The 23,280-nt window shown below is 74.4% G+C and carries 20 protein-coding genes; 6 read left to right on the top strand and 14 right to left on the bottom strand.

Annotated features, from left to right (window positions below; genetic code table 11):
• Positions 1 to 19: 19 nt before the first annotated feature.
• The 7 genes from ACZ5WG_RS35780 to ACZ5WG_RS35750 form a co-directional block, all read right to left on the bottom strand.
• Positions 20 to 1,285 carry an NAD(P)/FAD-dependent oxidoreductase gene (locus tag ACZ5WG_RS35780; protein WP_468728701.1) on the bottom strand — a complete coding sequence of 422 codons (1,266 nt, stop codon included), beginning with the start codon at positions 1,283 to 1,285 and terminating at the stop codon, positions 20 to 22.
• A 131-nt stretch (positions 1,286 to 1,416) separates the two neighbouring features.
• Positions 1,417 to 3,642, bottom strand: coding sequence for an SNF2-related protein (locus tag ACZ5WG_RS35775; RefSeq protein ID WP_468728700.1), 2,226 nt, complete (start codon positions 3,640 to 3,642; stop codon positions 1,417 to 1,419).
• A complete protein-coding gene (locus ACZ5WG_RS35770) occupies positions 3,639 to 5,996 on the bottom strand; it encodes a hypothetical protein (protein ID WP_468728699.1) in 2,358 nt (785 codons plus the stop codon). The genes ACZ5WG_RS35775 and ACZ5WG_RS35770 overlap by 4 nt, the downstream gene beginning before the upstream one ends.
• Before the next feature lie 398 nt (positions 5,997 to 6,394).
• Positions 6,395 to 6,985, bottom strand: coding sequence for a DUF421 domain-containing protein (locus ACZ5WG_RS35765; RefSeq protein WP_468728698.1), 591 nt, complete (start codon positions 6,983 to 6,985; stop codon positions 6,395 to 6,397).
• A gap of 105 nt (positions 6,986 to 7,090) precedes the next feature.
• Positions 7,091 to 7,927, bottom strand: a complete 837-nt coding sequence (locus ACZ5WG_RS35760) for a S1 family peptidase (RefSeq protein WP_468728696.1) — start codon at positions 7,925 to 7,927, stop codon at positions 7,091 to 7,093.
• Positions 7,928 to 8,070: 143 nt separating this feature from the next.
• Positions 8,071 to 8,799 carry a tyrosine-protein phosphatase gene (locus ACZ5WG_RS35755; protein ID WP_468728796.1) on the bottom strand — a complete coding sequence of 243 codons (729 nt, stop codon included), beginning with the start codon at positions 8,797 to 8,799 and terminating at the stop codon, positions 8,071 to 8,073.
• Positions 8,800 to 8,979: 180 nt separating this feature from the next.
• Positions 8,980 to 9,648, bottom strand: coding sequence for an O-methyltransferase (locus ACZ5WG_RS35750; RefSeq protein ID WP_468728695.1), 669 nt, complete (start codon positions 9,646 to 9,648; stop codon positions 8,980 to 8,982).
• Here ACZ5WG_RS35750 and ACZ5WG_RS35745 point away from each other — a divergent pair.
• A complete protein-coding gene (locus ACZ5WG_RS35745) occupies positions 9,647 to 9,949 on the top strand; it encodes a hypothetical protein (RefSeq protein ID WP_468728694.1) in 303 nt (100 codons plus the stop codon). The two genes, ACZ5WG_RS35750 and ACZ5WG_RS35745, sit on opposite strands and share 2 nt — an antisense overlap.
• A gap of 3 nt (positions 9,950 to 9,952) precedes the next feature.
• On the opposite strand, the gene tsaD is transcribed toward ACZ5WG_RS35745, so the two are convergent.
• Together tsaD and ACZ5WG_RS35735 are read right to left on the bottom strand one after the other, a co-directional pair.
• A complete protein-coding gene (tsaD, locus tag ACZ5WG_RS35740) occupies positions 9,953 to 11,017 on the bottom strand; it encodes a tRNA (adenosine(37)-N6)-threonylcarbamoyltransferase complex transferase subunit TsaD (RefSeq protein WP_468728692.1) in 1,065 nt (354 codons plus the stop codon).
• Between the two features lie 46 nt (positions 11,018 to 11,063).
• Positions 11,064 to 12,122 carry a phosphatidylinositol-specific phospholipase C domain-containing protein gene (locus ACZ5WG_RS35735; RefSeq protein WP_468728690.1) on the bottom strand — a complete coding sequence of 353 codons (1,059 nt, stop codon included), beginning with the start codon at positions 12,120 to 12,122 and terminating at the stop codon, positions 11,064 to 11,066.
• Positions 12,123 to 12,331: 209 nt separating this feature from the next.
• Here ACZ5WG_RS35735 and ACZ5WG_RS35730 point away from each other — a divergent pair, with 209 nt between their 5' ends.
• Positions 12,332 to 13,390, top strand: a complete 1,059-nt coding sequence (locus ACZ5WG_RS35730) for a trypsin-like serine peptidase (protein WP_468728689.1) — start codon at positions 12,332 to 12,334, stop codon at positions 13,388 to 13,390.
• A 43-nt stretch (positions 13,391 to 13,433) separates the two neighbouring features.
• Here ACZ5WG_RS35730 and ACZ5WG_RS35725 read toward each other — a convergent pair whose 3' ends face one another.
• Together ACZ5WG_RS35725 and ACZ5WG_RS35720 are read right to left on the bottom strand one after the other, a co-directional pair.
• Positions 13,434 to 14,840 (bottom strand): FAD-dependent oxidoreductase, encoded by a 1,407-nt coding sequence (locus tag ACZ5WG_RS35725; RefSeq protein WP_468728687.1) that lies wholly within the window; start codon positions 14,838 to 14,840, stop codon positions 13,434 to 13,436.
• A 110-nt stretch (positions 14,841 to 14,950) separates the two neighbouring features.
• A complete protein-coding gene (locus tag ACZ5WG_RS35720; protein WP_468728686.1) occupies positions 14,951 to 15,883 on the bottom strand; it encodes an oxidoreductase in 933 nt (310 codons plus the stop codon).
• Between the two features lie 153 nt (positions 15,884 to 16,036).
• On the opposite strand from ACZ5WG_RS35720, the gene cbiE reads away from it, so the two are divergent.
• From cbiE to ACZ5WG_RS35700, 4 genes are read left to right on the top strand one after another with little or no spacing between them, the layout of a single operon-like run.
• The gene (gene cbiE / locus ACZ5WG_RS35715) at positions 16,037 to 17,332 is read left to right on the top strand and encodes a precorrin-6y C5,15-methyltransferase (decarboxylating) subunit CbiE (RefSeq protein WP_468728685.1); all 1,296 of its coding nucleotides are present in this window, start codon (positions 16,037 to 16,039) and stop codon (positions 17,330 to 17,332) included.
• Complete coding sequence (gene cobM / locus ACZ5WG_RS35710) at positions 17,329 to 18,078, top strand: precorrin-4 C(11)-methyltransferase (RefSeq protein ID WP_468728684.1); 750 nt, start codon at positions 17,329 to 17,331, stop codon at positions 18,076 to 18,078. Before cbiE ends, cobM begins: the two co-directional genes overlap by 4 nt.
• Positions 18,068 to 18,934 carry a cobalt-precorrin-6A reductase gene (locus tag ACZ5WG_RS35705; RefSeq protein WP_468728683.1) on the top strand — a complete coding sequence of 289 codons (867 nt, stop codon included), beginning with the start codon at positions 18,068 to 18,070 and terminating at the stop codon, positions 18,932 to 18,934. The genes cobM and ACZ5WG_RS35705 overlap by 11 nt, the downstream gene beginning before the upstream one ends.
• Positions 18,935 to 18,977: 43 nt before the next feature.
• Entirely contained in the window at positions 18,978 to 19,628 is a 651-nt protein-coding gene (locus tag ACZ5WG_RS35700; RefSeq protein ID WP_468728681.1) for a hypothetical protein, read from the top strand.
• A 66-nt stretch (positions 19,629 to 19,694) separates the two neighbouring features.
• On the opposite strand, the gene ACZ5WG_RS35695 is transcribed toward ACZ5WG_RS35700, so the two are convergent.
• The 3 genes from ACZ5WG_RS35695 to cobG are packed head-to-tail and all read right to left on the bottom strand — an operon-like array spanning position 19,695 to position 23,238.
• Positions 19,695 to 21,212 (bottom strand): precorrin-2 C(20)-methyltransferase, encoded by a 1,518-nt coding sequence (locus ACZ5WG_RS35695; RefSeq protein ID WP_468728680.1) that lies wholly within the window; start codon positions 21,210 to 21,212, stop codon positions 19,695 to 19,697.
• Complete coding sequence (locus tag ACZ5WG_RS35690) at positions 21,209 to 21,856, bottom strand: precorrin-8X methylmutase (protein ID WP_468728678.1); 648 nt, start codon at positions 21,854 to 21,856, stop codon at positions 21,209 to 21,211. Before ACZ5WG_RS35690 ends, ACZ5WG_RS35695 begins: the two co-directional genes overlap by 4 nt.
• The gene (cobG, locus tag ACZ5WG_RS35685) at positions 21,853 to 23,238 is read right to left on the bottom strand and encodes a precorrin-3B synthase (RefSeq protein WP_468728677.1); all 1,386 of its coding nucleotides are present in this window, start codon (positions 23,236 to 23,238) and stop codon (positions 21,853 to 21,855) included. Before cobG ends, ACZ5WG_RS35690 begins: the two co-directional genes overlap by 4 nt.
• Positions 23,239 to 23,280: the final 42 nt, after the last annotated feature.

The raw sequence follows: 23,280 nt of genomic DNA, 5'->3' as shown, positions 1-23,280 counted from the left end.
AAGGGCGCGAGAGCACGCCTCAGCGTGCGGTTGGCGCAGCCGCCGCGCGGTGCTTGATGTTGACGGCCGAGGCCTTGGCCAGTGCCATGGGGTTCAGGAAGCGCAGCGGACCGATCAGGCGCTGTCCGAACAGGTGCATGTGCCGCGCCACCGACTCATCGCGCGCTGCCGCCGAGAACACCAGCCGCTCCATGGGATTGAACGGGCGGGCCTTGGCGAAGTCGACGGCCATGGACTGGTGGCCGCTCAGCCGGCTCCGGTGTCTGCGCGCGTACGCCACGAGCGACCGGTCGAGGTCGCCCCGGCCGGTTGCGGCCGTGGCGACCGCCTCCGCCAGCCATTGCGCGGACTGCAGCGCCCAGCCGCATCCCACTCCCCACAGGGGATCGCCGGTCAGGGCGGCGTCGCCGATGAGCGCGACGCCCGGTGCGGTCGGCTTGCGGGTGTGGAGCGGGTAGTCGACCGTACCGATGATCTTGGAGATGCGTTCGGCGGAGTCGATGGGCGGCGCCTCGGGGAGGGCGCGGACGAAGGAGAGGAAGCTGGCCTCCAGGTCTTCCCGGAAGGCCGGCAGCCGTTTCTTGTCCGGGAGCACCGCGAGGACCGTGACCCCGTCGTCGTTGGGAAACGCGTACGCCATGTCGGGCTCGAGGAACCAGGTCTGGCCGATCCCGCCGTGCAGCGGAAGGTTGCGGAAGTGCGCGAGGTAGCCGAACCGCGTGTTCTCGTACTGCCGGGCAGGCACCCCGGCGGACTTCGCCACGGCCGAGTCCTTGCCATCGGCGCCGACCACCAGGCGGGCCCTGATCTCACGCTCGCCCTGTGGTGTCGAGGCGTGCACCCCCACGGTTCGCCCGGCCTCCCGGACCAGCCCGGTCACATGATGACCGAGGAGCAGATCGACGCCGGGGGTCTGCGCAGCACGGGACCTGATCAACGGGTCGAGGGTGCTGCGCCGGATGTTGTACCCGTATGGCAGCTCGGGGCCCTCCGGCGCGGCCCTCGGCTCGATCCATCCCCAACGGGTGAACCAGCGGGCCTCGTTGCGGACGGCTCCCGCCTTCTCCAGAGCGGGGACGAGGCCGAGTTCGTCCAGCACCGGGTAGGCGTTGGCCGTGAGGGAGTGGGTGCACAGCACCTTGTACGCCTCGGGGTCCGAGCGGCGTTCCAGCAGCGCGACGCGGACACCGCGTCGGGCCAGCAGGATCGCCGCGGCGCTGCCGGCCAGGCCGGATCCGCTGATGACGACGTCGTAGTCGTATCCCGCGCTCTCAGACTCGGTCATGCGCTGATCGCCCCCTTCGAGGTGTGGTGCCGTTCCTGGGAGTGGTGCAGTGCCACTGCTGTCAGGCACATGACCAATTGTAGAGAGCCGTGGACCGGGTGATGCGTGATCAGGCCTCGGTGGGGCCCGTGTCAGCAGGGGCGGAGAAGTTCGCGGAGGGCGTCGGTGTCGCCCAGCAGGGCGTCCGTGTCGCCGTCCGTGAGGGAGGGGTCCGCCACCGGGCGGAGGGCGGGGTCGCGGAGGGCCGCTGCCAGGGCGGCGACCTTGTGGTTGAGGGCCTCGTTGACCCGCTCGTCGACGGTGTGGGCGGCCAGCAGCACCGTGCAGGTGGGGCGGGCGGCGGCGGGCAGGCCGAGGCGGTGCGTGCGGTCGAGGGCCTGGAGCCAGGTGCCGGCGGCGTACCCGCGGTCCAGGTGCACCTGGTCGCTGGACGCCAGGTGCAGGGAGACCCCCTCGCCCAGGGTCTGCGGGGTCGCGACCAGTGCCCAGCAGTCGTCGTCGTGACGGAAGCGGTCGAGCTCGGCCTTGCGGTCGTCGAGCGCGGTGGCTCCCGTGACGACGGCCGGACGGTGCCGGGCCAGCGCCGTGACCAGCGCCTCGATGTTGCCGAGGAAGCCCGACCAGACGACGGTCTTGCGGCCCTGGGCGCGGTGCTCCGCCACCAGTTGAGCGGCGCGGACCACCTTGGCCGGGCGGATGTGCCGGGTCGGCTCGGCCACCAGCGAGGCCAGGTCCGCGTGGCCGGGCCCGTCCAGCGGCAGCGACCACGGCTGCCCCGGGGCGAAGACCGCGGCCGGGTTGGCCGCGGCGGCGATCAGGTGCAGCAGGGCGCGCCCCGCCTGGGCCGCCACCGCCCCCGAGGCGGATCCCTCGAGTCCGGCGGCGTCCTGCGCCCACTGCCGTACGCGGCTGGTCATGGCGTCGTACAGGGCGCGGTGGGAGGCGTCGAGGGCGATGCGTTCCACCCGCAGGTGCAGGGGCGGGAGTTCGAGGTCGTCCTTGGTGGCCCGTACGTAGGCCCGGTCCCGGAGGTGGGCGAGGTCTCCGTGGACGAGCCGGTGTCCCTGCCCCGGCCACACCAGGTCGAACACGGCCTCCAGGTCGCGGGGCCGGTTGGGCATCGGGGTACCGGTGAGGACCATCACGGCGTCGGCGCGGCGGGCGAGTTCCGCCGCCTCCGCGCCGCGCCGGGAGGCGGCGCCGGCCTTGGCGCGGTGGGCCTCGTCGAACACCGTGAGGACCTTCCGCCCTCGGGACCAGCCGGCGAGCGCGGCGCGCACCGCGGGGTCGCCGAGGCGCTCGTAGTTGAGTACGACGACGGTGTCGGTGCGCGCCATGACCCGGGGCCGTACGGCGACGGCGGGCGCCCGGTCCGGTGCGAAACAGGCGCGGGCCTCCTCCACCCATGCCTCGAACGCGGAGGGCGGTGCGACGACGAGCAGGGCGTGCGCGGCTCCGCGGGCCCTCAGCGCGGTGAACACGGCGTACGCCACGGTGGTCTTCCCGGATCCCGGCACGGAGAAATTGGCCCCGCCGCCGGCCCGGAGCAGCCGGGCCGCGGCGGTGCGCTGGAAGGGGAGCAGCGTGCGGACGAACCCCAGGGCCGGGAGGTCGATGTCGGCCGGCCACGCGGACTGTTCGGCCGAGTCGGCGGCGAGCAGCACGGCCAGTCCGTCCGCGGCGGCGGCTCCGCCCGCGCGCAGCCGTTCGGCGGCCGGCGTCCAGGTCCACCGGGCTGCCGCCGCGGGATGGCGGGCGAGCAGCCGGGGCAGGGCCCGCGCCCGGTCGCGGCGGACGACGACCGAGGCTGCGGTCACGGCCGTGGCGGGCGTGCCGTGCAGGGTCGGGCCGAGGAGGGCGGCCACGCCCTGCCACCAGCGGTCGGTGACGTGCTCGGGCCGCCGGACCACCGGCCGGCCGGCCTCGTCCACGGCCACCGTGCCGGCCACGACCCGGTCGCCGACGCCGACGCCGACGCCGGGCACGGCTCCGGCTCCGGCTCCGGCTCCGGCTCCGGCTCCGGCTCCGGCTCCGGCGGCAGGATCGACCGCGGGCTCACGCTTGGACTCGGCCGCAACCGTGCCGGTGACGCGACGGCCCCCGGTCCACGCCCCCGACCCGGCCCCGGCCCCGGCCCCGGCAGCGGACTCGGCCCCGGCCCCGGCAGCGGGCTCGGCAGCGGGCACGGCAGCGGGCACGGCTTCGGACTCGGCCGCGGGCACGGCAGCGGGCTCGGCAGCGGGCACGGCCGCGGGCACGGCCGCGGGCACGGCTTTGGGCACGGCTTTGGGCACGGCCGCGGGCACGGCTTTGGGCACGGCTTTGGGCACGGCTTCGACCTTGGGCTGTGTGGTCATCGCCGGGCCTGCTGCTTGAGGTAGGCCATCACGCCCTGGCGGAGGAAGCGGCGCAGGCTTTCGAGGGACTCGTCGGTGCCGTCCTCCACGTCGGGGTCGATGCCGACCTCGTCGATCATGAGGGGCAGGTTCTCGTCGTCGGGGTCGTAGTCCTCCTCGTCGACACCGGCCCTCACGGCGTCCACCCGGATGCCGGCGAGCACGCTCGCCCGGGCAGCCACGTGGTCGATCTCGTCGGCCAGGGCGACGACGGCCTTCTCCCATGCGCCGATCTCCGCGAGCGGGTCGGCGCTCCCCCGGTCCTCCTCCCCGCCCGGACCGTCCTGCCACAGCGGGACGGCGACGGCGGAGCGGAGGCCCACGCCGTCCGAGTGGCCGCTGCCCTCGGCCCGGAAGCCGGGGGCCGGGGCGGGCGCCGGGGATCCCGCGTCCGTGCCGGGCCTGCCGTCGATGCCGGGGGCCTTGGCCCAGGACCGCCGCAGCCACTCCTCCAGCATCTCCGCGCCGGTCGCCGGGTCGACCGGGACCACAGGTTCCTCGGTGATGGCCGCGCGCACGATCGCCTCGAGCTGGTCGATTCCCTCGGGTGAGCGCGCCGCGTTCATGACTACGACGTCCGCCTCGACCTTCATCACCCCGCCCCGGCCGCCGCGCCCGGTCAGGGTCATCGAAGACGGGTACCGGATCGTACGAGGCGTACCGTCGGGGTGCGTGCCACCGTCCGGGCGGCGGTAGTTGCGCAGGGCGGGGTTCGCCGCGTGCGCGACGAGCGCGAGGACGGCCAGGGCCCGCTGGTGCCGTCCGATGCGGGTCCGCTTGGCCTGCAGGGCCGCCGCCAGCTCCCGGCGGGCGCCATCGGCGATCTCCTCGATGTCCCGGTCGATCAGCTCCGTCCAATTGCCGTCGTGCTGGGCGATGTCACGCAGCTCCGACTTGCGGAAGGAGCGGGCGATCACGGCGGTGAACTGGCCCATTTCGCCATCCCCTTCCAGGCCTGCGACCAGGCCGGCCAGGGAGGCGGTGGTGGTCGCCGCCTGCAGGGGCGAGTTGGGCACCCGCAACCGCTTGAGCGTCTCCCGCACCACGGCGTACCGGGTGGGCACGGCGGGATCGTCGACCACCGTGGAGACCATGACGTGCGTGGTGGCCACGATACGGTTGCGGTAGGGCATGCCCGACGGGGCGTCCTCCCACGGCACCTCGTCGTCGCCGAAGAAGACGTCCCGCTGCTCCTCCGTGAGGTAGTTGCGACGGACGAGGTCGTTGACGACCGTGCGGGCCTTGAAGGCCTCGTCGTCCGACTTCCCCCACAGGGTCGGGTTCTGCCCCTTGACGTGGAAGCGGGCCATGTCGGCGTAGACCACGTCGTGAGCGCTGTTCCTCCGGTACGGCAGGACGGCGATGCCGATGTCCATCCGGGCCGTCATCATGCGCAGCGTGGCCTGGGCCTCGGGCCGGGCGCCGTCGAGCCAGGTCTGCACCGCGGACCTGGTCCGGCCCGTCGGCCAGACGGCGAAGGACGCCTCCTCGAAGCGCAGTGCCTGGTGGGCCGCCTCGATGCTGTCGGGGGTGTGCGGGCGGACGGTCAAGGAACCGGCCGGGTACTCCCAGTGCATGGTGGACAGGTCCGCATGCGTGCCCATCAGCTGCCCCATGAAGGACTGGGCGACGCTGACCCGCGTCCAGCCGTCGTCCGTCTCGACGAGGTACCCGCGCTCGTCCTCCGACACGTGCATGTCGTACGCGAACCCGCGGATCTCCTCGCGGATCCCTTCCAGGGCGAGCGAGTCCGCGAACTCCTTCTCGGCCTCGCCGACGTACGCGTGCGGGATGCGGACGCTCTGCTGCGCCTGGCTGATGTTGATCAGGTGCTGGGCGGAGCGGGCCCGGATGCGCAGGCCGGAACCGACCTCGTGGATCAACGACTGCCCGTACTGCTCCCGCATGATCCGCTGGGCGGAGGCCGCCATACGCGGCTGGACGGTGGCCGGGCGCACCATCGGGACGCAGACCACGAGCTGGGCCACCGACAGCTGCCCGGCGTGGTTGCGCCGCCACTGCGCGCGGCGCACGGCCTCGACGTTCTCCCGGCCGCCGGCCGACACCGCCTCGATGGCCCGGACCAACCCGGCGGGGGTCTCCTCGGGCGGGCAGTCGTGGGCCTTGGCGTACCACTCCATGACGGCCTTGCCGAGCTCGGTGGGCGCCTCCCCGTCGGAGAGTGCGGGCTCGCCGCGCAGGGGTTCGAAGACCGGTGGCAGCAGGGGGAAGACGCCGTCGAGCGGGACGGCGTCGGAGATCAGGTTCTCGTGGCGGGGCTCGAGGAACCGGAAGGTGCTCTTGCGGGCAGCCATGGGTGGCAACCTCCTCAGGGTCGACACCCGTCACGGTGTGGAGCCCCAGCACGCATGCGGTCACCTGGGCTGGCGGCGCGAAGGGCGCCGGTGCACGGCCGTGGAGGAGACGGTTGCGCGTACGGGAGGACACGGTGGAGGACGGGTGCGTCGTCGGTGCGCTGCAGGAGCGCGGAACTCAACTGCATGACGACGCAAGCGCCGCCTCCACAGACCGTCACCAGAGCCGGCCAGGCGCGTCGCCTGCTGCGGCGTGCGAGGGCGGATGGACTCCCGATGATGTGGAGCGACCACCCGTCGGAGGTGGTTGCGCAGCAGACGCTAGCGGACGACGCCCCAACTGGCGGACCGATCCCGCAAGTTAGAAGAAACGAGCGATGACTTCCGGCCACATCGGCTCAGGACGTACCGGCCGCCAGGGCGTCCAGTTTCCGTTGCAGCGCGGCGATGTCGGCCCTCAGGGCGGCGATGTCCGCCTTGTCCGCCGATTGTTCGGGTTCCGCCAGCTGGACCACCAGGGTGCCGCCCGGCTCGAGGGTGACCTCCGTGGTTTCCGTGACGTCGTCGCCGCCCTGGTGGCGGACCGCCGCGTCGAGGTCGGCGCGGCGCAGGCCGTAGTGGCGGATCACCGGGGTGAGCCAGTGGCCGTCGCGGGCCAGGGTGGTGGGGCCGCCCTCCAGCAGGCGGCCCAGCCGTTCGTAGCGGGCCGCCGCCCGCACCACCACGGTGTTCACCGCGAGCAGTACGGTGGCCCCGAAGGCCGCTCCGATGACCGAGTTGTCCGGGCCGATCACGGCGTTCTGCACGACGTTGGCCAGGAGCAGCATGACGACGAGGTCGAAGGTGCTGAGCTGCGCCAGCTGGCGCTTGCCGACGATCCGGAGCAGCACGAGGATCAGCGCGTAGACCGCGATCGTGCGGAGCGCCTTCTCCAGGTACGGCATGTCGCTCTGCAGGAAGGGCGTGAGGACACCGTGGGCGGATTGCATCGGGTCAACGCTGGCACATGCCGGGGGCGACCGCGGCGATCGACCCGCCGTCGACCGTGGTGAGGCCGGTGGCCGCCCGCCCCGCGGAGCGGGCGGCCGTCCGTGTTACGGCTTCGGCAGGGCGCAGCCCGCCCGGTTCAGGTCGATCTTGTTGCCCGCACCGATGCAGGGAACGATGAGGTACGTCTCCTGGGCGTAGTTGATGCCCTGGCGGACGGTGACGTTACCGTTCTCGTCCACCTCGCACGGGTTGTTCTCCGTGCAGCGCTGCCCGTCCTCGTTGCCCGTGTTGTTGACCGCGACGACCTTGCCCGTCGTCGTGTCGATCACCGGGGAGCCCGAGGTGCCGCCGATGGTGTTGCAGGACGAGGTGTAGCGGACGGAGTCCTTCCAGGTCCACTCGCCCTCCTTGAGGCGGTACGCGAACCCGTCCACGTTGCAGCTGTAGATCCGCTTCCAGTACCCGGACACGACCTTGATCGCCGTTCCCTGCACCGGGCGGGCGTCGTTCAGGGTGAGCGCGCCGATGCCGTACTGGCTCTGGATCTGCGCGTACGTCTTGGTCAGCTGGTAGACCGAGATGTCCGTGTCGGTCATCGTCGCGTACGCGATCTTGCTGGCCCGCAGCGTCGCCACGCGCGAGCCCGAAGCGTTGAGCAGCGAGAACGAGCGGCTGGACGGCTGGTCCCTGACGACCTCGCCCGGCCCCGGGAAGCCGGTCTCGATGCAGTGCCCGTTGGAGAGGACGAGCGCGGGGTCGGTCGGCAGGGAGCCGGGGGCGCGGACGACGGAGCCTGAGCAGTTGCTGAGCGCGACCGTCCCCGCGTAGTTCACGGTGACGGCCGCCGCGGCCTTGCCCTGGGGTTCGGAGGCGACGGCCGGAGCCGCCGCCGCTCCTATCAGGAGCAGCGAGAGCAGGGCGCCGGCGAGAGGCTTGTTCATGTGGGGGTTCCCCTCTGATGACGAAGCACGATGCAACCGAAGATCCTCCGGTTGTCATGCGCATTGTTGGGATGCCCGCCTCAACTGACAAGCCCGTAGGCCCAGTTGGCTGATGCCACGCCGGCGTCAGGTTCCGGCCATGATCAGCGCAGCAGGCGCTCCCGCAGCCGGGCCGTCGTCGCGGGCGTGATCCCGACGCGCGTGGCGAGATAGCCCGCCGCGGAGCCATAGCGCGTGGTCAGGTCGGCGAGGACGAGGGAGAGGACCGTCGCCGGGGCGCGGCCGTACGAGGGCCAGCGCATGGTGCGGCCCGGGTTGGCCGCGTGCCAGTCGGCCGTGAGGCGGGCGGTGGCCAGCTCGGTGAGCGCGAAATCGGCCAGGATCTCCTCCTCGGACACCTCGAGGAGGGTCAGGACGAATGCGGCGATCAGGCCGGTGCGGTCCTTGCCGGAGGTGCAGTGGAAGACCGTCGGGCCGGAGTCGGCGGCGATGAGCTCGATGGCCGCGCGGATCTCCTCGATGCCGTCCTCGGTCACCTCGGCGAACCGGTCGGCCAGGTACCGCCAGGGGTCGATGCCGGGGTCGATCGCGGCCTGGTCGTACGGGCGGTGCTCGATGCTCAGGTTGGCGTACGTGAACCGCCCGGCCTCCGGGATCCGGCCCTTGGCCTCGATCTCCCAGGGGTAGCGCAGGTCGATGACGGTCCGTATGCCCAGCCCGAGGAAACGCTCCCAGTCGGCGCCCGCCAGCTTGCCGAGGGAGTCGGACCGGTAGAGCGTGCCCCAGGCGACGGTACGGCCGTCGGCGGAGCGGTAGCCGCCCAGGTCGCGGAAGTTGTGCAGGCGCTCGAACTCGATGTGCCGGCGGTGCATGTCCGCGGCCGGGCCGGCGGGCAGGTCCACGAGCGCGTCGGCGGGCGGGTCGGCGGGCGCGTCGGCGTGCAGGTCGGCGGGCGCGTCGGCGTGCAGGTCGGTCAACTGGGGCTCCTCGGAGTGCGGTTGTCGCCCCAGGATGCCCCACTGCCCCCGAGGCCGCTCAGGACCCCTGGACCGTCAGCGCTTGCGCGCGAGGGTGAGGCCGTCCGCGATCGGGAGCATCACCGACTCGACCCGCTCGTCGGCTCGCACGTGCGCGTTGAACTCCCGGATGGCAAGGGCGTTCCCCTGTGCGTCCGCGTGCACCGCCTCACCCCCGTACAGGACGTTGTCGGCGAGGATCAGCCCGCCCGGGCGCAGGCGCGGCACGAGCTCGTCCCAGTAGGCGCGGTAGCCGGACTTGTCGGCGTCCAGGAAGACCAGGTCGATCACCGGGTCCTGCGGCAGCCCGCGGAGCGTCTCCAGGGCCGGGGCGATCGCGAGGTCGATCCGGTCGTCGACCCCGGCCGCCTTCCAGGCCTCCCGGGCGATCGCCGTCCACTCCTCGGAGACGTCGCAGGTCAGGACCCGTCCACCGGAAGCCAGCCCCTCGGCCAGGGCGAGCGTGGAGTAGCCGGTGAAGGTGCCGACCTCGACGATCCGGCGGGCCCCGACGATCCTGCCCAGCAGGGTGAGGAAGACGCCCTGCTCGTGCGGGACCTGCATCTGCGCCGGGCGGCCGAGCTCGCGCGTGCGCGCGATCAGCTGCTCCTGGACCGGGCTCGGGGGCTCGGCCTGCGCCACCAGGTACCCGTACACCTCGGCGGTGAGGTGCACCGTCTTCACATCGTCGGCAGTCCTGCCCATGTCGTCCGTACACCCCTCCGCGAGTCCGTCACGCCGTCGGGAGACCCCGCGCCACCGGATCACCCCGCTGACCAACGACACCACCCCCGAAACGGCAACGGCACGACCCCGCCCGCGTCGTGGCGCGGCCGGGGCCGGCCGGAACGCAGCTCCGGCCCGGCCGTACACCTCCATGTGGGGCGCCCAGCACTGGCGCAAGCCGCTGGCCACCTCACGACGTGAGATGTCCCGTCACGATGCCGCTGGTATCGACGCCGTCATCGACAACTCGGTCTTCGACCGGCCCCGACTGCTCGGCTGACCGTCAGCCCGCCGGGTGGAGCGCCGCGTACTCCAGCGGGGCCGACGGGTCGATCGTGAGGTCGTGCGGCGCCGGCTCCGCGCCCGCGCGGACCAGCAGGTCGCCGATCGCCGCGATCATCGCCCCGTTGTCCGTGCACAACGTCATCGGCGGCACCCGCAGTTCGATGCCCGCCGAGGCGCAGCGCCGTTCCGCCAGTGCCCGGACCCGCGAGTTGGCCGCCACTCCACCGACCACCACCAGCGTCCGCACGTCGTACGCCGTGCAGGCCGCGACCGCCTTGCGGGTCAGTACGTCGGCCACCGCCTCCTGGAGCGAGGCCGCGCCGTCGGCGACCGGCGGCTGCTCCCCGCGCTGCCGGTGGCCCTCGGCCCAGCGGGCGGCGGCCGTCTTCAGCCCGGAGAAGGAGAAGGAGTACGCGTACGGGTCCTCCCCGCGCGGCCCGCCGGTCAGCGGGCGGGGGAAGGCCACCGCCTTCGGGTTCCCGCCCCGCGCCGCCCGGTCGATGGCCGGCCCGCCCGGGTACGGCAGGCCGAACACCCGGGCCACCTTGTCGAAGCACTCCCCGGCCGCGTCGTCCAGGGTGTCCCCGAGGTGCAGGATCGGCTCCCGTACGAGGTCCCGTACGAGCAGCAGCGAGGTGTGCCCGCCGGAGACGACCAGCACCACGCAGGGCTCGGGCAGCGGCCCGTGCTCCAGGGTGTCGGCGGCGACGTGCCCGGCCAGGTGGTGCACCCCGTACAGCGGTACGCCCAGCGCGTACGCGAGGGTCTTGGCCCCGGCCAGTCCGACCTGGAGCGCGCCGGAGAGGCCGGGGCCGGTGGTGACGGCCACCGCGTCGAGCTGGTCCGCGCGCAGTCCGGCCTGGTCGAGGGCCTGGCGGACCACCGGGTTGAAGGCGTGCAGGTGTGCGCGGGCCGCGATCTCGGGGACGACCCCGCCGAAGCGGGCGTGCTCGTCCATGCTCGACGCGACGACGTGCGCGAGCAGTCGGCCGCCCTGCACGATGCCCGCGCCCGTCTCGTCACAGGAGGACTCGATGCCGAGCACCACCGGAGAAACAGCCATCAGACCCGCACCCGACCCTTATTGCGAACAGTTCGCAATAAGGGTACTAGCCGCGCGGGACCACCGTCGCCAGCACCGACGGCAGCGGGTACCAGTCAGCCGAGGCGATGGACGCGTGGTGCCGGGCCATCAGGCCGACCCTGTCCCGGGCCTGGGCCTCCGTCGGGTGCACCCCGTCGATGGCGGGCGCCACGTCGTGGGCGTCGGTGGCGATCAGCAGGTAGTGGTTGCGGTCGTACCAGGCCGTGTCGATGGAGCCGCCCGCGTACGCGCTCGCGTCCCCGTCGAAGACCACGAACCACGGGCGCAGCGAGGCGTCGGCGTACCGGGCCCGCGGGTCGCCGGCCTCGGCCCGGTGCACGGCGGGGAAGGCGGCGGCCTGGCCGAGCCGGCCCGCGGCGGCGAGGGAGCGCAGGTACTGGGCGTACTCCCGGTCGGTCCACAGGGTGTCGCCCGCGTTGCCCTCCTCCAGAGTGCCGGGGATCAGCTCCACCAGGAACTTCCCGGCCATCGCGGCGCGGCTCGGCCAGGCGCCGGCCCGGGCGGCGCTGTCCAGGTCGGGGTGGCCGGCGGCGAGCTGGCCGGGGCGGTAGACGGCGTCGCCGAGCTTCGAGGCCAGCAGCGCGTCGAGCTCGGCCGGGCCGCGGCCGAGGTTGGCGGCGAAGCCGTCCTTGAGCTCCAGTTTGAGGACGACCGGGCGGTGGCCGGGGTGGGCGTCGTGCCAGCTGCGGATGTCGGAGAGGCAGCCCGCGAGGTTCTGGTTGCGGGACTTGGTGCGCAGCTGGGCGGGGCTCGTGGCGTTCTCGCAGTTGTTGTCGTTGCCGAACGGGTTGTCGTGGGAGACCCGCCAGGAGCTGCCGAAGAAGTTGGTCCACACGTCGAGTTCCAGCATCGCGGCGCCCGAGTCGAGGGCGTCCGCGAAGTACGGGTACTTGGCCTTCTCGTACGCGTTGTGCACGCCGACGCCGGTCGATCCCGCGTAAGGGAGGTCGGCGTATGCGCCTGCCGCCCCGGCGGCGGCCCCTGCCGGGGCCGTGCCCAGTACGAGGGCCAGGGCCGCCAGGCCCGCCGTCACCACGCCCGCCATCCGGTTCCGCAATCCCATGCCTTCGGCTCCTGTCCGCCCTGTCGGTGCGCCATGTGTCAACCCGCCGGGAGAGTAGGCGAGTTGGGTGACGTCCGGAAGGACGGCGGATGACGGGTGCCCGGCTGTGAGAACGGACACGTTCCGGATCCGGAACTGGCGCCGTCACGCCGTCCGTCGAACAGGGGGCCGATCGGGGTGCCGATCGGGGTTTTCGGCGGGAGTACCACATGTTCACCAAGGTTCACGGGCGGGCCGTACGGGTCTCCCTGCTCGTCGGCATGTGCTGCGCGGTGCTGATCGCAGGCGGCGGGTTCCTGTGGGAGCTGCGCGGCATCGCGGCGCACCTCGCGGACGGGGATCCCGCGGAGGGGAGCTACGTACAGGACCCGGAGCAGGCCGACCGCGCGGCGGCGGCCGTGCTGGACGGCCTGGCGCGGGAGACTCCGGCGCAGGAGGTTCCGGTACGGGAAGTCCCGGCTCAGGGGGCTCCGGTACGGCAGACCCCGGCGCCCGAGGCCCCGGTACGGGAGGCTCCGGCGCCGGAATCCGCCCCGCCGGGCCCGACCGCGCAGGGCACGGGCGGCCCCCCGGCCGGCGTGCACTGGCGGTCGGGCGGCTGGCAGCCCTCCGACCCGCTGGTCGCGCGGCCCGCCGCCGCCGAGCCCGCGACCGGGGCGCTGTTCTCCCCCGGCGAGGACGGCGACCAGGACCACCACTGCTCGGCCGGCGTGGTCCACTCCCCCGACGGCGACCTCATCGCCACCGCCGCCCACTGCGTGTACCGCGGCAGCTTCGGCTTCCGCACCAACCTCGCCTTCGCCCCGGGCTACCGGGACGGCGAGGCCCCGTTCGGGATCTGGGTGCCCACCCGGATCGACGTGGACCCCCGGTGGACCGAGGACCAGGACCCCGACTACGACGTGGCCTTCCTCCGGATGCGCCGGCCCGGCCGTCCCGGCGAGCGCCTGGAGGACGCCACCGGGTCCCATACGATCCGGTTCCGGCCCGAACTGCCCGCGCCGGCCCGGGTCGTGGGCTATCCGAACGACACCGAGCACCCGGTGGAGTGTTTCAACACCGCCCGCGCCGCCGGGCCCGCGCAGCTGCGGCTGGATTGCGCGGACGTACCCGACGGCACGAGCGGTGGTCCGGTGCTGACCGACGCGCACACCCTGATCGGGGTGGTCGGCGGCCGCGACGGGGGCGGGGACGAGACGACCTCGTACAGCAGCCGGTTCGACGAGGCGGTACGCGCCCTGTACGAGCGGGCCGTGGCGGCCCGCTAGTGCTTGCAGGGTCCGGCGGGACCCCCGCCGGACCCCCGGACGCCTACGTACCCGAATCCGGCGGGCCCGGGTGGTGCGGCGGGTAGGCCGCGGATTCCGGGGTCGTGGGCAGGCGCCACTTGGCCAGGACCCGGATCACCGTGCCCGGGCTCAGCAGGGTGTTCGGCGAGGCCGACAGCGACAGCACGCCGAAGAAGGGCCGGGAGATCTCCGGGTCGGCGTTGGCGCCCACGATCACCCGTGACATGTAGGCCTGCAGGACCCTGGTCGCCCGGTCGGGCGGCGGCCCCTCGGTCTGCGGGTAGCGCATGTCCTCGCTGGTGGCGATCTGCCAGGCCACTTCGGCGGCGGCGGCCGTACGCCGCTGGATCCGCCGGGCGGCCGCGGCGATCTCCCGGGGCGCCAGCCCCCGGATGGCGCCGGCCAGCGCGTCCGCCGCGAGGGCGGCCACCGTCATCCCGTGCCCGTACACGGGGTTGAACCGGCAGGCGGCGTCGCCGAGGACGACGAATCCGGCCGGCCAGCGGTCGAGCCGCTCGTAGTGGCGCCATTCGTTCGCGGTGCTCCGGAAGCCCGTCGGCGAGGAAAGCGGTTTGGCGTCGCGGAGGGCGTCGTACAGGGCCGGGGTGCGCAGGCTCCGCGTGTACTCGAGGAACTCCTCGTCCCCGGTCGGCGGGGCGTGATCGCCGTTGCCGATCAGGGTCGCCAGCCAGCGGCCGTCGTCGAGGGGCACCAGCACGCCCCCGCGCGGACTGTCGGGGCGGCCTTGGACGTACATGCCCTGCCAGCGGCGGGCCGGATCCGGCGGCACCTCGTAGTAGCGGCTGGAGTAGCCGAGCCGGGAGTCGTAGCGGGTGGTCGCCGGGGCCGGGTGGCCGAGGGCGGCGAGCCAGGCCGGGGCCCGGGAGGTCCGCCCGGTCGCGTCGACCACGAAGCGGGCGGGCAGTGGGCCTCCCTCGCGCAGCTGCACGCCGGCCACGGAGCGGCCGTCCGGTCCGGCGACGAGCCCGGTCGCCGTCGATCCGGCGCGGACCCGGATGCGCTCGTCCCGCAGGACCTCCCTGCGGACCGTCCAGTCGATCAGCTCCCGGCTGCCCACCAGGATCCGGGAACCCGGAACCTGGTGGAACCAGTCGGCGGAGCTCAGCCACAGGAAGTCCCGCGGGGACTCCATCAGGGCCGCCCCGGCCGCGAGCAGCTCGCGGGTGACCCCGGGCAGCAGCTCCTCCATCAGCTCCAGGCCCCGCGACCACAGCACGTGCACGTGCCGGGACTGCGGCACACCGGGCCGGAAGGCCGGTCCGGTGTCGGGCAGTTCGTCCCGCTCCACCACGGTCACGCGCGCGAACCGCTGGGCGAGTGCCCGCGCCGCCAGCAGCCCCGCCAGGCCTGCGCCGAGGACCACTGCGTGGTCGTGGGCTTCTGGGTGGTTGTCCGTGTCGTCGTCCATGGCGCCGAGTCTCCCGTGGCGGGCGCACCCGGGATCAGGTCCCGCCCGGGGCGCCCCGGGGCACCCCGGGGGCGGACGGGCTCACGGCGGGGCGCCCGGGCCGGATCCCCTCAGCGTGCGAGGGAGTCGTAGGGGACGGAGGTGAGCTTCTCCGAGGCCGCCCAGAGCCGTTCGCCGGAGGTGTCGTCCAGGGTCCACTTCGCCCGCCAGGAGCGGACGGGCGCCCCGCGCCAGCCGAGCCGCGGTCCGTAGAACGCGTCCGGCCGTACCCCCGGCGCGGTGGCCGCGTACAGCGTGGGCAGGGCCCCGGAGGCCGCGGACTGTGCGAGGACGGCGGCGCCGACCCCCATCAGCCGGGACATGGGCCGGTGGCCCTCCTGGCGCGATGCCCCGACGTGCAGGTTGGTCGAGGCGTAGCCGGGGTGCGCGGCCGCCGCGACGATGCCGGAGCCGGCGGCCTCGAGGCGCCGGGCCAGTTCGTGGGTGAAGAGGAGGCCCGCGGTCTTGGAGCGGCCGTACGCGATCCAGCGCCGGTAGCGGTGCTCGCTGTTCAGGTCGTCGAGGTCGACGTCGCCGAGCGCGTGGAACCCGCTGGAGACGGTGACGATCCGGGCACCGGGGTCCGCGGCCAGCAGCTGCGGCAGGAGCAGTCCGGTCAGGGCGAAGTGGCCGAGGTGGTTGACCCCGAACTGGGTCTCGAACCCGTCGGCGGTGCGCCCGTACGGCAGGGCCATCACGCCCGCGTTGTTCACGAGGAGGTCGAGGGACCGGTGGCGCTGCCCGTACGCCTTCGCGAACTCCCGTACGGAGCCCAGGTCGGCCAGGTCCAGCGGTACGAACTCCACCTCGGCGCCCGGGACTTCGGCGCGCAGCCGGACCACCGCGGCCCGGCCGCGCGCCGCGCTGCGGCAGGCCAGTACCACGTCCGCGCCGCGCCGGGCGAGCTCCCGGGCGGCGACGTAGCCGATACCACTGTTGGCGCCCGTGACGACGGCGGTCCGGCCGCTCTGGTCGGGGATGTTCTCGGCGTTCCAGCCAGGCATGCGGTCTCCCTCGCGAGGTGGGTCGAGCGACGGGGTTGCGGTGGGTTACCGAGGGTAGACCTCGCCCTTCGCGGGGGTGGAGCCGGGGGCCGGTCACCCGGCCAGTAGGCTGCGGGTCCACCCGCTCCCTTCCCGTTCCCGAGGTACCGCGCAGTGAGCCCCGCACCCTCCCCCCTGCCCGTGTCGGTCGTCGGCCTCGGCGCCGACGGCTGGGCCGGGCTCACCGCCGCCGCGCGGTCCGCGCTGACCGGGGCCGAGGTGCTCATCGGCGGGCCGCGGCAGCTGGACCTGCTGCCGTCCGGGGAGTGCGCCGGCCAGCGGGTGGCCTGGCCGAGCCCGCTGCGGCCGGCCGTGCCGAAGCTGATGGCCGAGCACGCGGGCCGCCGGATCGCGGTGCTGGCGAGCGGCGACCCCATGTTCTACGGGATCGGCCGGGCCCTGGCCCAGGAGCTCGGGCCACAGGCCCTGCGGGTCCACCCGCACCCCTCGTCGGTGTCGTACGCCTGTGCCCGCCTGGGCTGGCCGGTGGAGGAGACCGAGGTGGTCACGGTGGTCGGCCGCCCGGTGGCCCGGCTCGCGGCCGCGCTGTACGAGGGTCGGCGGGTGCTGGTGCTCAGCGCCGGAGCGGCGACCCCGGACGAGATCGCTGCGCTGCTCCGGGAGCGGGGCTTCGGCCCGAGCCGGATGCGGGTGCTGGAGCAGCTCGGCTCCGAGCGCGAGGACACGTACGAGGGGCGGGCCGAGAGCTGGGACCACGCGCCCGGCGATCCGCTCAACGTGGTGGCCGTGGACTGCCGCCGCGATCCGGAGAGCGATGTCCCGCGGCTCGGCGCGACGCCCGGCCTGCCCGACACCGCGTACGAGCACGACGGCCAGCTCACCAAGCGCCACGTACGGGCCGCGACCCTGTGCGCCCTCGCCCCGGCCCCCGGCGAGCTGCTGTGGGACATCGGCGGCGGCTCCGGCTCCATCGGCATCGAGTGGATGCGCACGCACCCCTCCTGCCGGGCCGTGGCCGTGGAACGCGTCCCGGAGCGGGCGGCCCGCATCACCCGCAACGCGGCGGCGCTCGGCGTTCCGGGGCTGCGCGTGGTCACCGGCGCCGCTCCCGAGGCCCTCGCCGGACTCCCGGCCCCCGACGCGGTGTTCATCGGCGGCGGGCTGACCGCGCCGGGCCTGCTCGACGCGGCCTGGGCGGCCCTGGCCCCGGGTGGCCGGCTCGTGGTCAACACCGTGACCCTGGAGTCGGAGGCGGTCCTCACCGAGCGCTACCGGCGCCACGGCGGCGACCTGGTCAAACTCGCCGTCGCGCACGCGGTGCCGGTCGGCGGCTTCACGGGCTGGCGGCAGGCGATGCCGGTCACCCAGTGGTCCGTGACCAAGCCCCGGCCGCGGACGGCCCCTCCCACAGCAGCGCACGAAGAGAACGAAAAGGATCAGACTTCATGACCGTGTACTTCATCGGTGCGGGCCCCGGCGCCGCCGACCTGATCACGGTGCGCGGTGCCCGGACGCTGGCCGCCGCCCCGGTCTGCCTGTACGCGGGCAGCCTCGTCCCGCGCGAACTGCTGGCCGAGTGCCCGCCGGACGCCCGCCTGGTCGACACCTCGCAGCTGAACCTCGACGAGATCATCGCCGAGTGCGTACGGGCCCACGCGGCGGGCGAGGACGTGGCGCGGCTCCACTCGGGCGACCCGTCGATCTTCAGCGCGGTCGCGGAGCAGATGCGGCGGCTGGACGCGGCCGGCATCCCGTACGAGGTGGTGCCCGGCGTCCCGGCGTTCGCGGCGGCCGCGGCTGCGCTGAAGCGGGAGCTGACCGTCCCCACCGTCGGCCAGACCGTGATCCTGACCCGGATCGCCCAGCAGGCCACCCCGATGCCGCCCGGCGAGGACCTGGCCACCCTGGGCCGCAGCGGCGCGCTGCTGGTCCTGCACCTGGCCACGCGCTACGTGGACCGGGTCGTCGCCGAACTGCTGCCGCACTACGGGGCCGAGTGCCCGGTGGCGGTCGTGGCGATGGCCAGCCGACCCGACGAGCTGATCCTGCGCGGCACGCTGGCCGACATCGCCGATCAGGTGAAGGCGGCGGGCCTGGTCCGCACCGCGGTCATCGTGGTGGGCCGTACGCTCGGCGCCGAGCAGTTCCGCGACAGCCACCTGTACTCGCCCGAGCGCGACCGGCATGTCTGCTGATCCGGCCCGCCACGTCCTGATCCTGGGCGGTACGACGGAGGCCCGGCAGCTCGCCGGGGCGCTGGCCGCTGCGGGAACCGGTCCGGGGCCGCGGCCGGAATCGGGGCCGGAGCCGGAAGTCGGCGCGCCCGCCGCAGCGGCCCGCGCCACCGGCACGTGCCCGGCGGGGCACAGCCCCCTCCGCGTGACCACCTCGCTCGCGGGCCGGGTCGCGGCGCCGGTGCTGCCGCCCGGGGAGGTGCGGATCGGCGGCTTCGGCGGCGTCGAGGGCCTGGCTGCCTGGATCGCCGCCCACCGGGTCTCGCACCTGGTCGACGCCACCCACCCCTTCGCGGAGCGGATGAGCTTCAACGCAGCCGCCGCCGCGTCGCTTTCGGGCGTCCCGCTGCTCGCGCTGCGCCGCCCCGGATGGTCCCCCGGCCCGGGGGACGACTGGCATTTCGCCGACTCGCTCGCCGGGGCGGCCCTTCGGCTGCCCGGTCTCGGCAGCCGGGCCTTCCTGACCACCGGCCGCATGGGCCTCCACACGTTCGCGCACCTGGCCGGCACCTGGTTCCTGGTGCGCTCCGTGGACCCGCCGGATGCGCCGGTGCCCCCGCGGCTCGAAGTCCTGCTCGACCGGGGCCCGTTCACCCTGGACGGCGAGCGGGAGCTGCTCGCACGGCACCGGATCGACGTCCTGGTGACCAAGGACAGCGGCGGCTCCGCCACCGCTCCCAAACTCACCGCGGCCCGCGAGGCCGGCATCCCGGTCCTGGTCGTCCGCAGGCCCCCTGTCCCGGAGGGCGTTGCGGAGGCGGAGTCCGTGGCGGCGGCCCTGGAGTGGCTCGCGGGAGCCCCGGCAGGGAAGGTCTAGCCCGCCCCGGCCGTTGTCAGAGGGGTCTCCTACTCTCGTCGCCATGAGCACTACCACCCTGCTGATCCACGACCGTTCCGCCGCACCCGACTCCCCGGTCACCCGCATCGGCGGCCTTCCGCTGGCGCCGGCCGGCACGCAGTGGCCCACCTGTGCGGCCTGCTCCGGGCCGCTCCGGTTCATCGCACAGGTGGTCCTCGACGGCGGGCGCGGGGTCCTCGCCGTCTTCATGTGCGCGAACGACCCGGGCATGTGCCACGACTGGAGCGCGACGGCCGGCGGCAACAGGGCCTACCTCTTCCCCGCGGCCGGGCTGGTGCCGCTGCCACTGCCCGCACTCCCCACCGCCCAGGACGAGGAGGAGGACGAGGAGGAGGACGTCCGCCAGCTCGGGGCGGTCCGTACCGTCGAGCGCGTCACGGTGTCCGAGCCGGAGTACCGGCTCGCCTCGAAGGCCTGGTCCGAGCAGAGCGGGCGCCCGAGGAACCACGTCCTCGGACAGCTCGGCGGCACCCCCGACTGGCTTCAGGGCGACGAGACGCCCGACTGCCCGGGCTGTGGCGGCCCGATGGAGTTCGCCGCGCGGCTGGAGGAGGGTCCGGACCCTCTCACCGCCCCCAACTTCGGCTCCGGCAGCGCCTATGCGCATGCCTGCGAGCCCTGCGGCCGGGCGGCGTTCCTCTGGCAGTGCTGAGCGCCCCGCCGCAGGACGGCCGGCCGCCGCGCCCGCGGCGGGGCGGGCGGCCGCCCGTGCTGCGGGTCAGGCCTCCGGGTAGCGGCGCGGGGTCCACGTCACGCGGGAGCCGTCCGGCCGCTCCGTGACCTGGGTCTGCGAGGACCCGATCAGCAGGATCGTGCGCATGTCCACCTCGGACGGCTCCAGTTCACCGAGCGCGAGGATGCGGACCGACTGCTCCGGGCCGCCCACGTCGCGGGCGACCACGACCGGCGTCTGCGGCGAACGCAGCTCCAGCAGCAGCTCCTTGGCCTGGGCGACCTGCCAGGTCCGGCTGCGCGAGCCCGGGTTGTACAGGGCCAGCACCAGGTCCGCCGCGGCGGCGGCGCGCAGCCGCTCCGCGATGACCTCCCACGGCTTGAGCCGGTCCGACAGGGAGATGGTGGCGTAGTCGTGGCCGAGCGGGGCCCCGGCCGCGGCGGCTGCCGCGTTGGCGGCGGTCACCCCCGGCAGGACCCGTACGGGCACGTCCTTGTACTCCGGCTGCCCCGCGACCTCCAGGACGGCGGTGGCCATGGCGAAGACGCCCGGGTCGCCGCCGGAGACCACCACGACCCGCTTGCCGCGGCGGGCGAGGTCGAGCGCGAACTCGGCGCGCTCCGACTCGACCTTGTTGTCGGAGCCGTGCCGGATCTGCCCCGGCTTGACGGGTACGCGGTCCAGGTACGTGGTGTACCCGACGAGCACCTCGGCGTCGGCCAGCGCCCGCCGGGTCTCGGGGGTGAGCCAGAGCGGCCCGGCCGGTCCGGTGCCGACGACGGCGACCTCGCCGGGCCCGGACGGCACGCTGCCCGGGTTGCCGATGCGGCTCGGCACGACGGCGACGGCGAAGTACGGGACGCTGTCGGGGTCGGTGTCGGCGAGGACGCCGGTCCGTTCGCCCGCCATGGTGGCGCGCTCGACGTACCGCGCCTCCGCCAGCCGCCCGCTTCCCTCCATGGCCCGGCGCACGGCCGGGAAGGTACGGCCGAGCTTCATCACGACCGCGGAATCCGTGGCGGCGAGGCGGGCGGTGAGCTCCTCCTCCGGCAGGGTGCCGGGCAGGATCGTCAGCACCTCCTCGCCCTCGACGAGCGGGGTGCCGAGCCGGGCGGCGGCGGCGCTCACCGAGGTCACCCCGGGGATCACCTCGGCCTCGTACCGGTCGGCGAGCCGCTTGTGCATGTGCATGTACGAGCCGTAGAAGAGCGGATCTCCCTCGGCGAGCACGGCGACGGTCCGGCCGGCCTCCAGGTGCGCGGCCAGCCGGGCGGCGGACTCCTCGTAGAACTCCTCCATCGCCCCCTGGTAGCCGCCGGGGTGCTCGGTGGTCTCGGTGGTGACCGGGTAGACCAGCGGCTCCTCGACGTGGTCCGCGCGCAGGTGCCCGGCGGCGATCGAGCGGGCGATCGAGCGGCCGTGGCGGGCGCTGTGGTACGCGACGACATCCGCCTCGGCGATGACCTGGACGGCCCGGAGGGTCATCAGGGAGGGGTCGCCGGGGCCGAGCCCGACGCCGTACAGCTTTCCGGTGCGGGCTGCGGTGCTGGCTGCGCTGCTCATTCTTCCTCGCTCGCGATCGCGTTGACGGCGGCGGCCGCGATGGCGCTGCCGCCGCGCCGGCCGCGCACGATCAGGTGGTCGAGGCCGGAGGCGTGGGCGGCGAGCGCGTCCTTGGACTCGGCGGCGCCGATGAAGCCGACCGGGACGCCGATGACGGCGGCGGGGCGCGCGGCGCCCTCCTCGATCATCTCGAGCAGCCGGAACAGCGCGGTCGGCGCGTTGCCGACGGCGATCACGGAGCCCTCCAGCAGGCCGCGGTCGCGCCAGACTTCGAGGGCGGCGGCGCTGCGCGTGGTGCCCATCTTCGCGGCGAGGGCGGGCACGGCCGGGTCGGAGAGGGTGCAGATCACCTCGTTGTCGGCGGGCAGCCGCTTGCGGGTGACCCCGCTGGCGACCATCTGCACGTCGCAGAGGATCGGCGCGCCGGCGGTCAGGGCGGCACGCGCGCGCAGCACGACGTCGGGGGTGTAGCCGAGGTCCTGGGGCAGGTCGGTCATTCCGCAGGCGTGAATCATGCGTACCGCGACCTGGGCGACGGAGGCGGGCAGCCCGGAGAGGTCCGCCTCGGCGCGGATCGTGGCAAAGGACTGGCGGTAGATCGCCGCGCCGTCCTTCTCGTACTCGAACACTGTGTACTCGCTCATTTCTTCGCTGCGTCGTGGGAGGTGGTGCGGCGTGCGTCCGCGAGGGCCGCGGGAAGTTCGGAGGTCTTCAGGCCGCGGCGCGGGGTGCGCCCGGCCACGGAGAGGTCGTACCCGGAGGGGGTGGCGACCAGGTCCACCCACGCGGTGCCGCGGGGGTGCCCGCACCGGCGTTCGCACCCGGACCAGTGCACGGGCAGGGGGCCGGTCGCCCGGGTGACGGCGGCGCGCGCGTCGGCGCGTACGTCCGCGAGGGATTTCGCGCAACCGGGGCGCCCGGTACAGGCGGTGACGGACCGCCAGGGGTCGTCGGGGGCGGTGACCAGCCCGGCCTCGGCGAGGGCGGCCAGCTCTTGCGCTGCGGTGTGGGCGGGCAGGCCGGGGACGACGACGCCGCGCCAGGGGGTCAGCCGGATGCGGCCCGTGAGGCCGGCCAGCAGGCGCCACTGCGCGGTGGTCAGGCGTCCCAGCGGTGCGAGCACGCTGAGCGCGACGGTCCCGTCGGGTCCGGTGACGGTCCCCGGCTCGGGCGCCCGCCCGTACGGGGACGCGGTGCCGGCCGCGGCCGGTGCGGGCAGCGCCCCGGCCTCGGCGGCGATGCCGACGGCCGCCAGCCGGTCCGTCAACCCGGCTGCGGCCAAGGCGTGTTCGGCGGGCAGTTCGGCGATCCGCCAGGCCCGGGTGCCGGCTGCGCGCGCCGCGTCCAGGAAATACAGGGCGGCGGTCAGCGCGGCCCGCGGCGCGTCGGCCGAGGCGACGAGCACCGCCCGTGCGGGGCGCTGCCCAGCGGGGTCGGATCCGGCGTCCGGGGCGTCGGCGGTGCGTTCGGCCGGTGTGTCGCCCAGCAGCACCAGTGCCCGGTCGGCGCCCCGTGCCAGCACGGTCACGTCCGCGGCCAGCGAGCGAGCGTCGCCGCGGCCGTCGTCGAGGGCGAACAGGAAGCGGCCGGACAGCCCGGCAGCGGGCGCACTCGCGCACAGCAGCCGGTCCAGCTCCGCGACCCAGGGCGCCACGTCGGGCAGTCCGCGCCGGTCGAGGCCGGTGAGCGGCGAGGCGACGATGTTGCGGACCCGCTCGTGGGTGGGCGCGGGCAGCAGGCCGGCGCGGACGAGCACGGCCTGCAGTTCGCCGCCGCAGCTCGCCCCGAGTCCGCGCAGCTGCGCATTGCCGCGGGAGGTGAGGTCGATGTGCCCGTCGCCGAGCCGGTCCGCGGCATCGGCCAGCAGTGCGGCCGCGTCCGCGTCGAGCATCCCGCCGGGTACCCGGACCCGGGCCAGGAACCCGTCGTCCGCAGCATGCAGCCGCAGCGCACCGGGACATGCGTCACCGCGGTCGCGTATGACGGGTTCGTCCCGCGATGCGGCGGAAGGGGGCTGGGGCGGCATGGCGGCGAGCATACCCACGATTCCCCCGCCCCGACCTGTGGC

It is taken from the genome of Streptomyces sp. NPDC032745 (assembly GCF_055579465.1).
The sequence above is the reverse complement of the archived record's forward strand: the minus strand, read 5'-3'. Positions and strand labels throughout refer to the sequence as shown.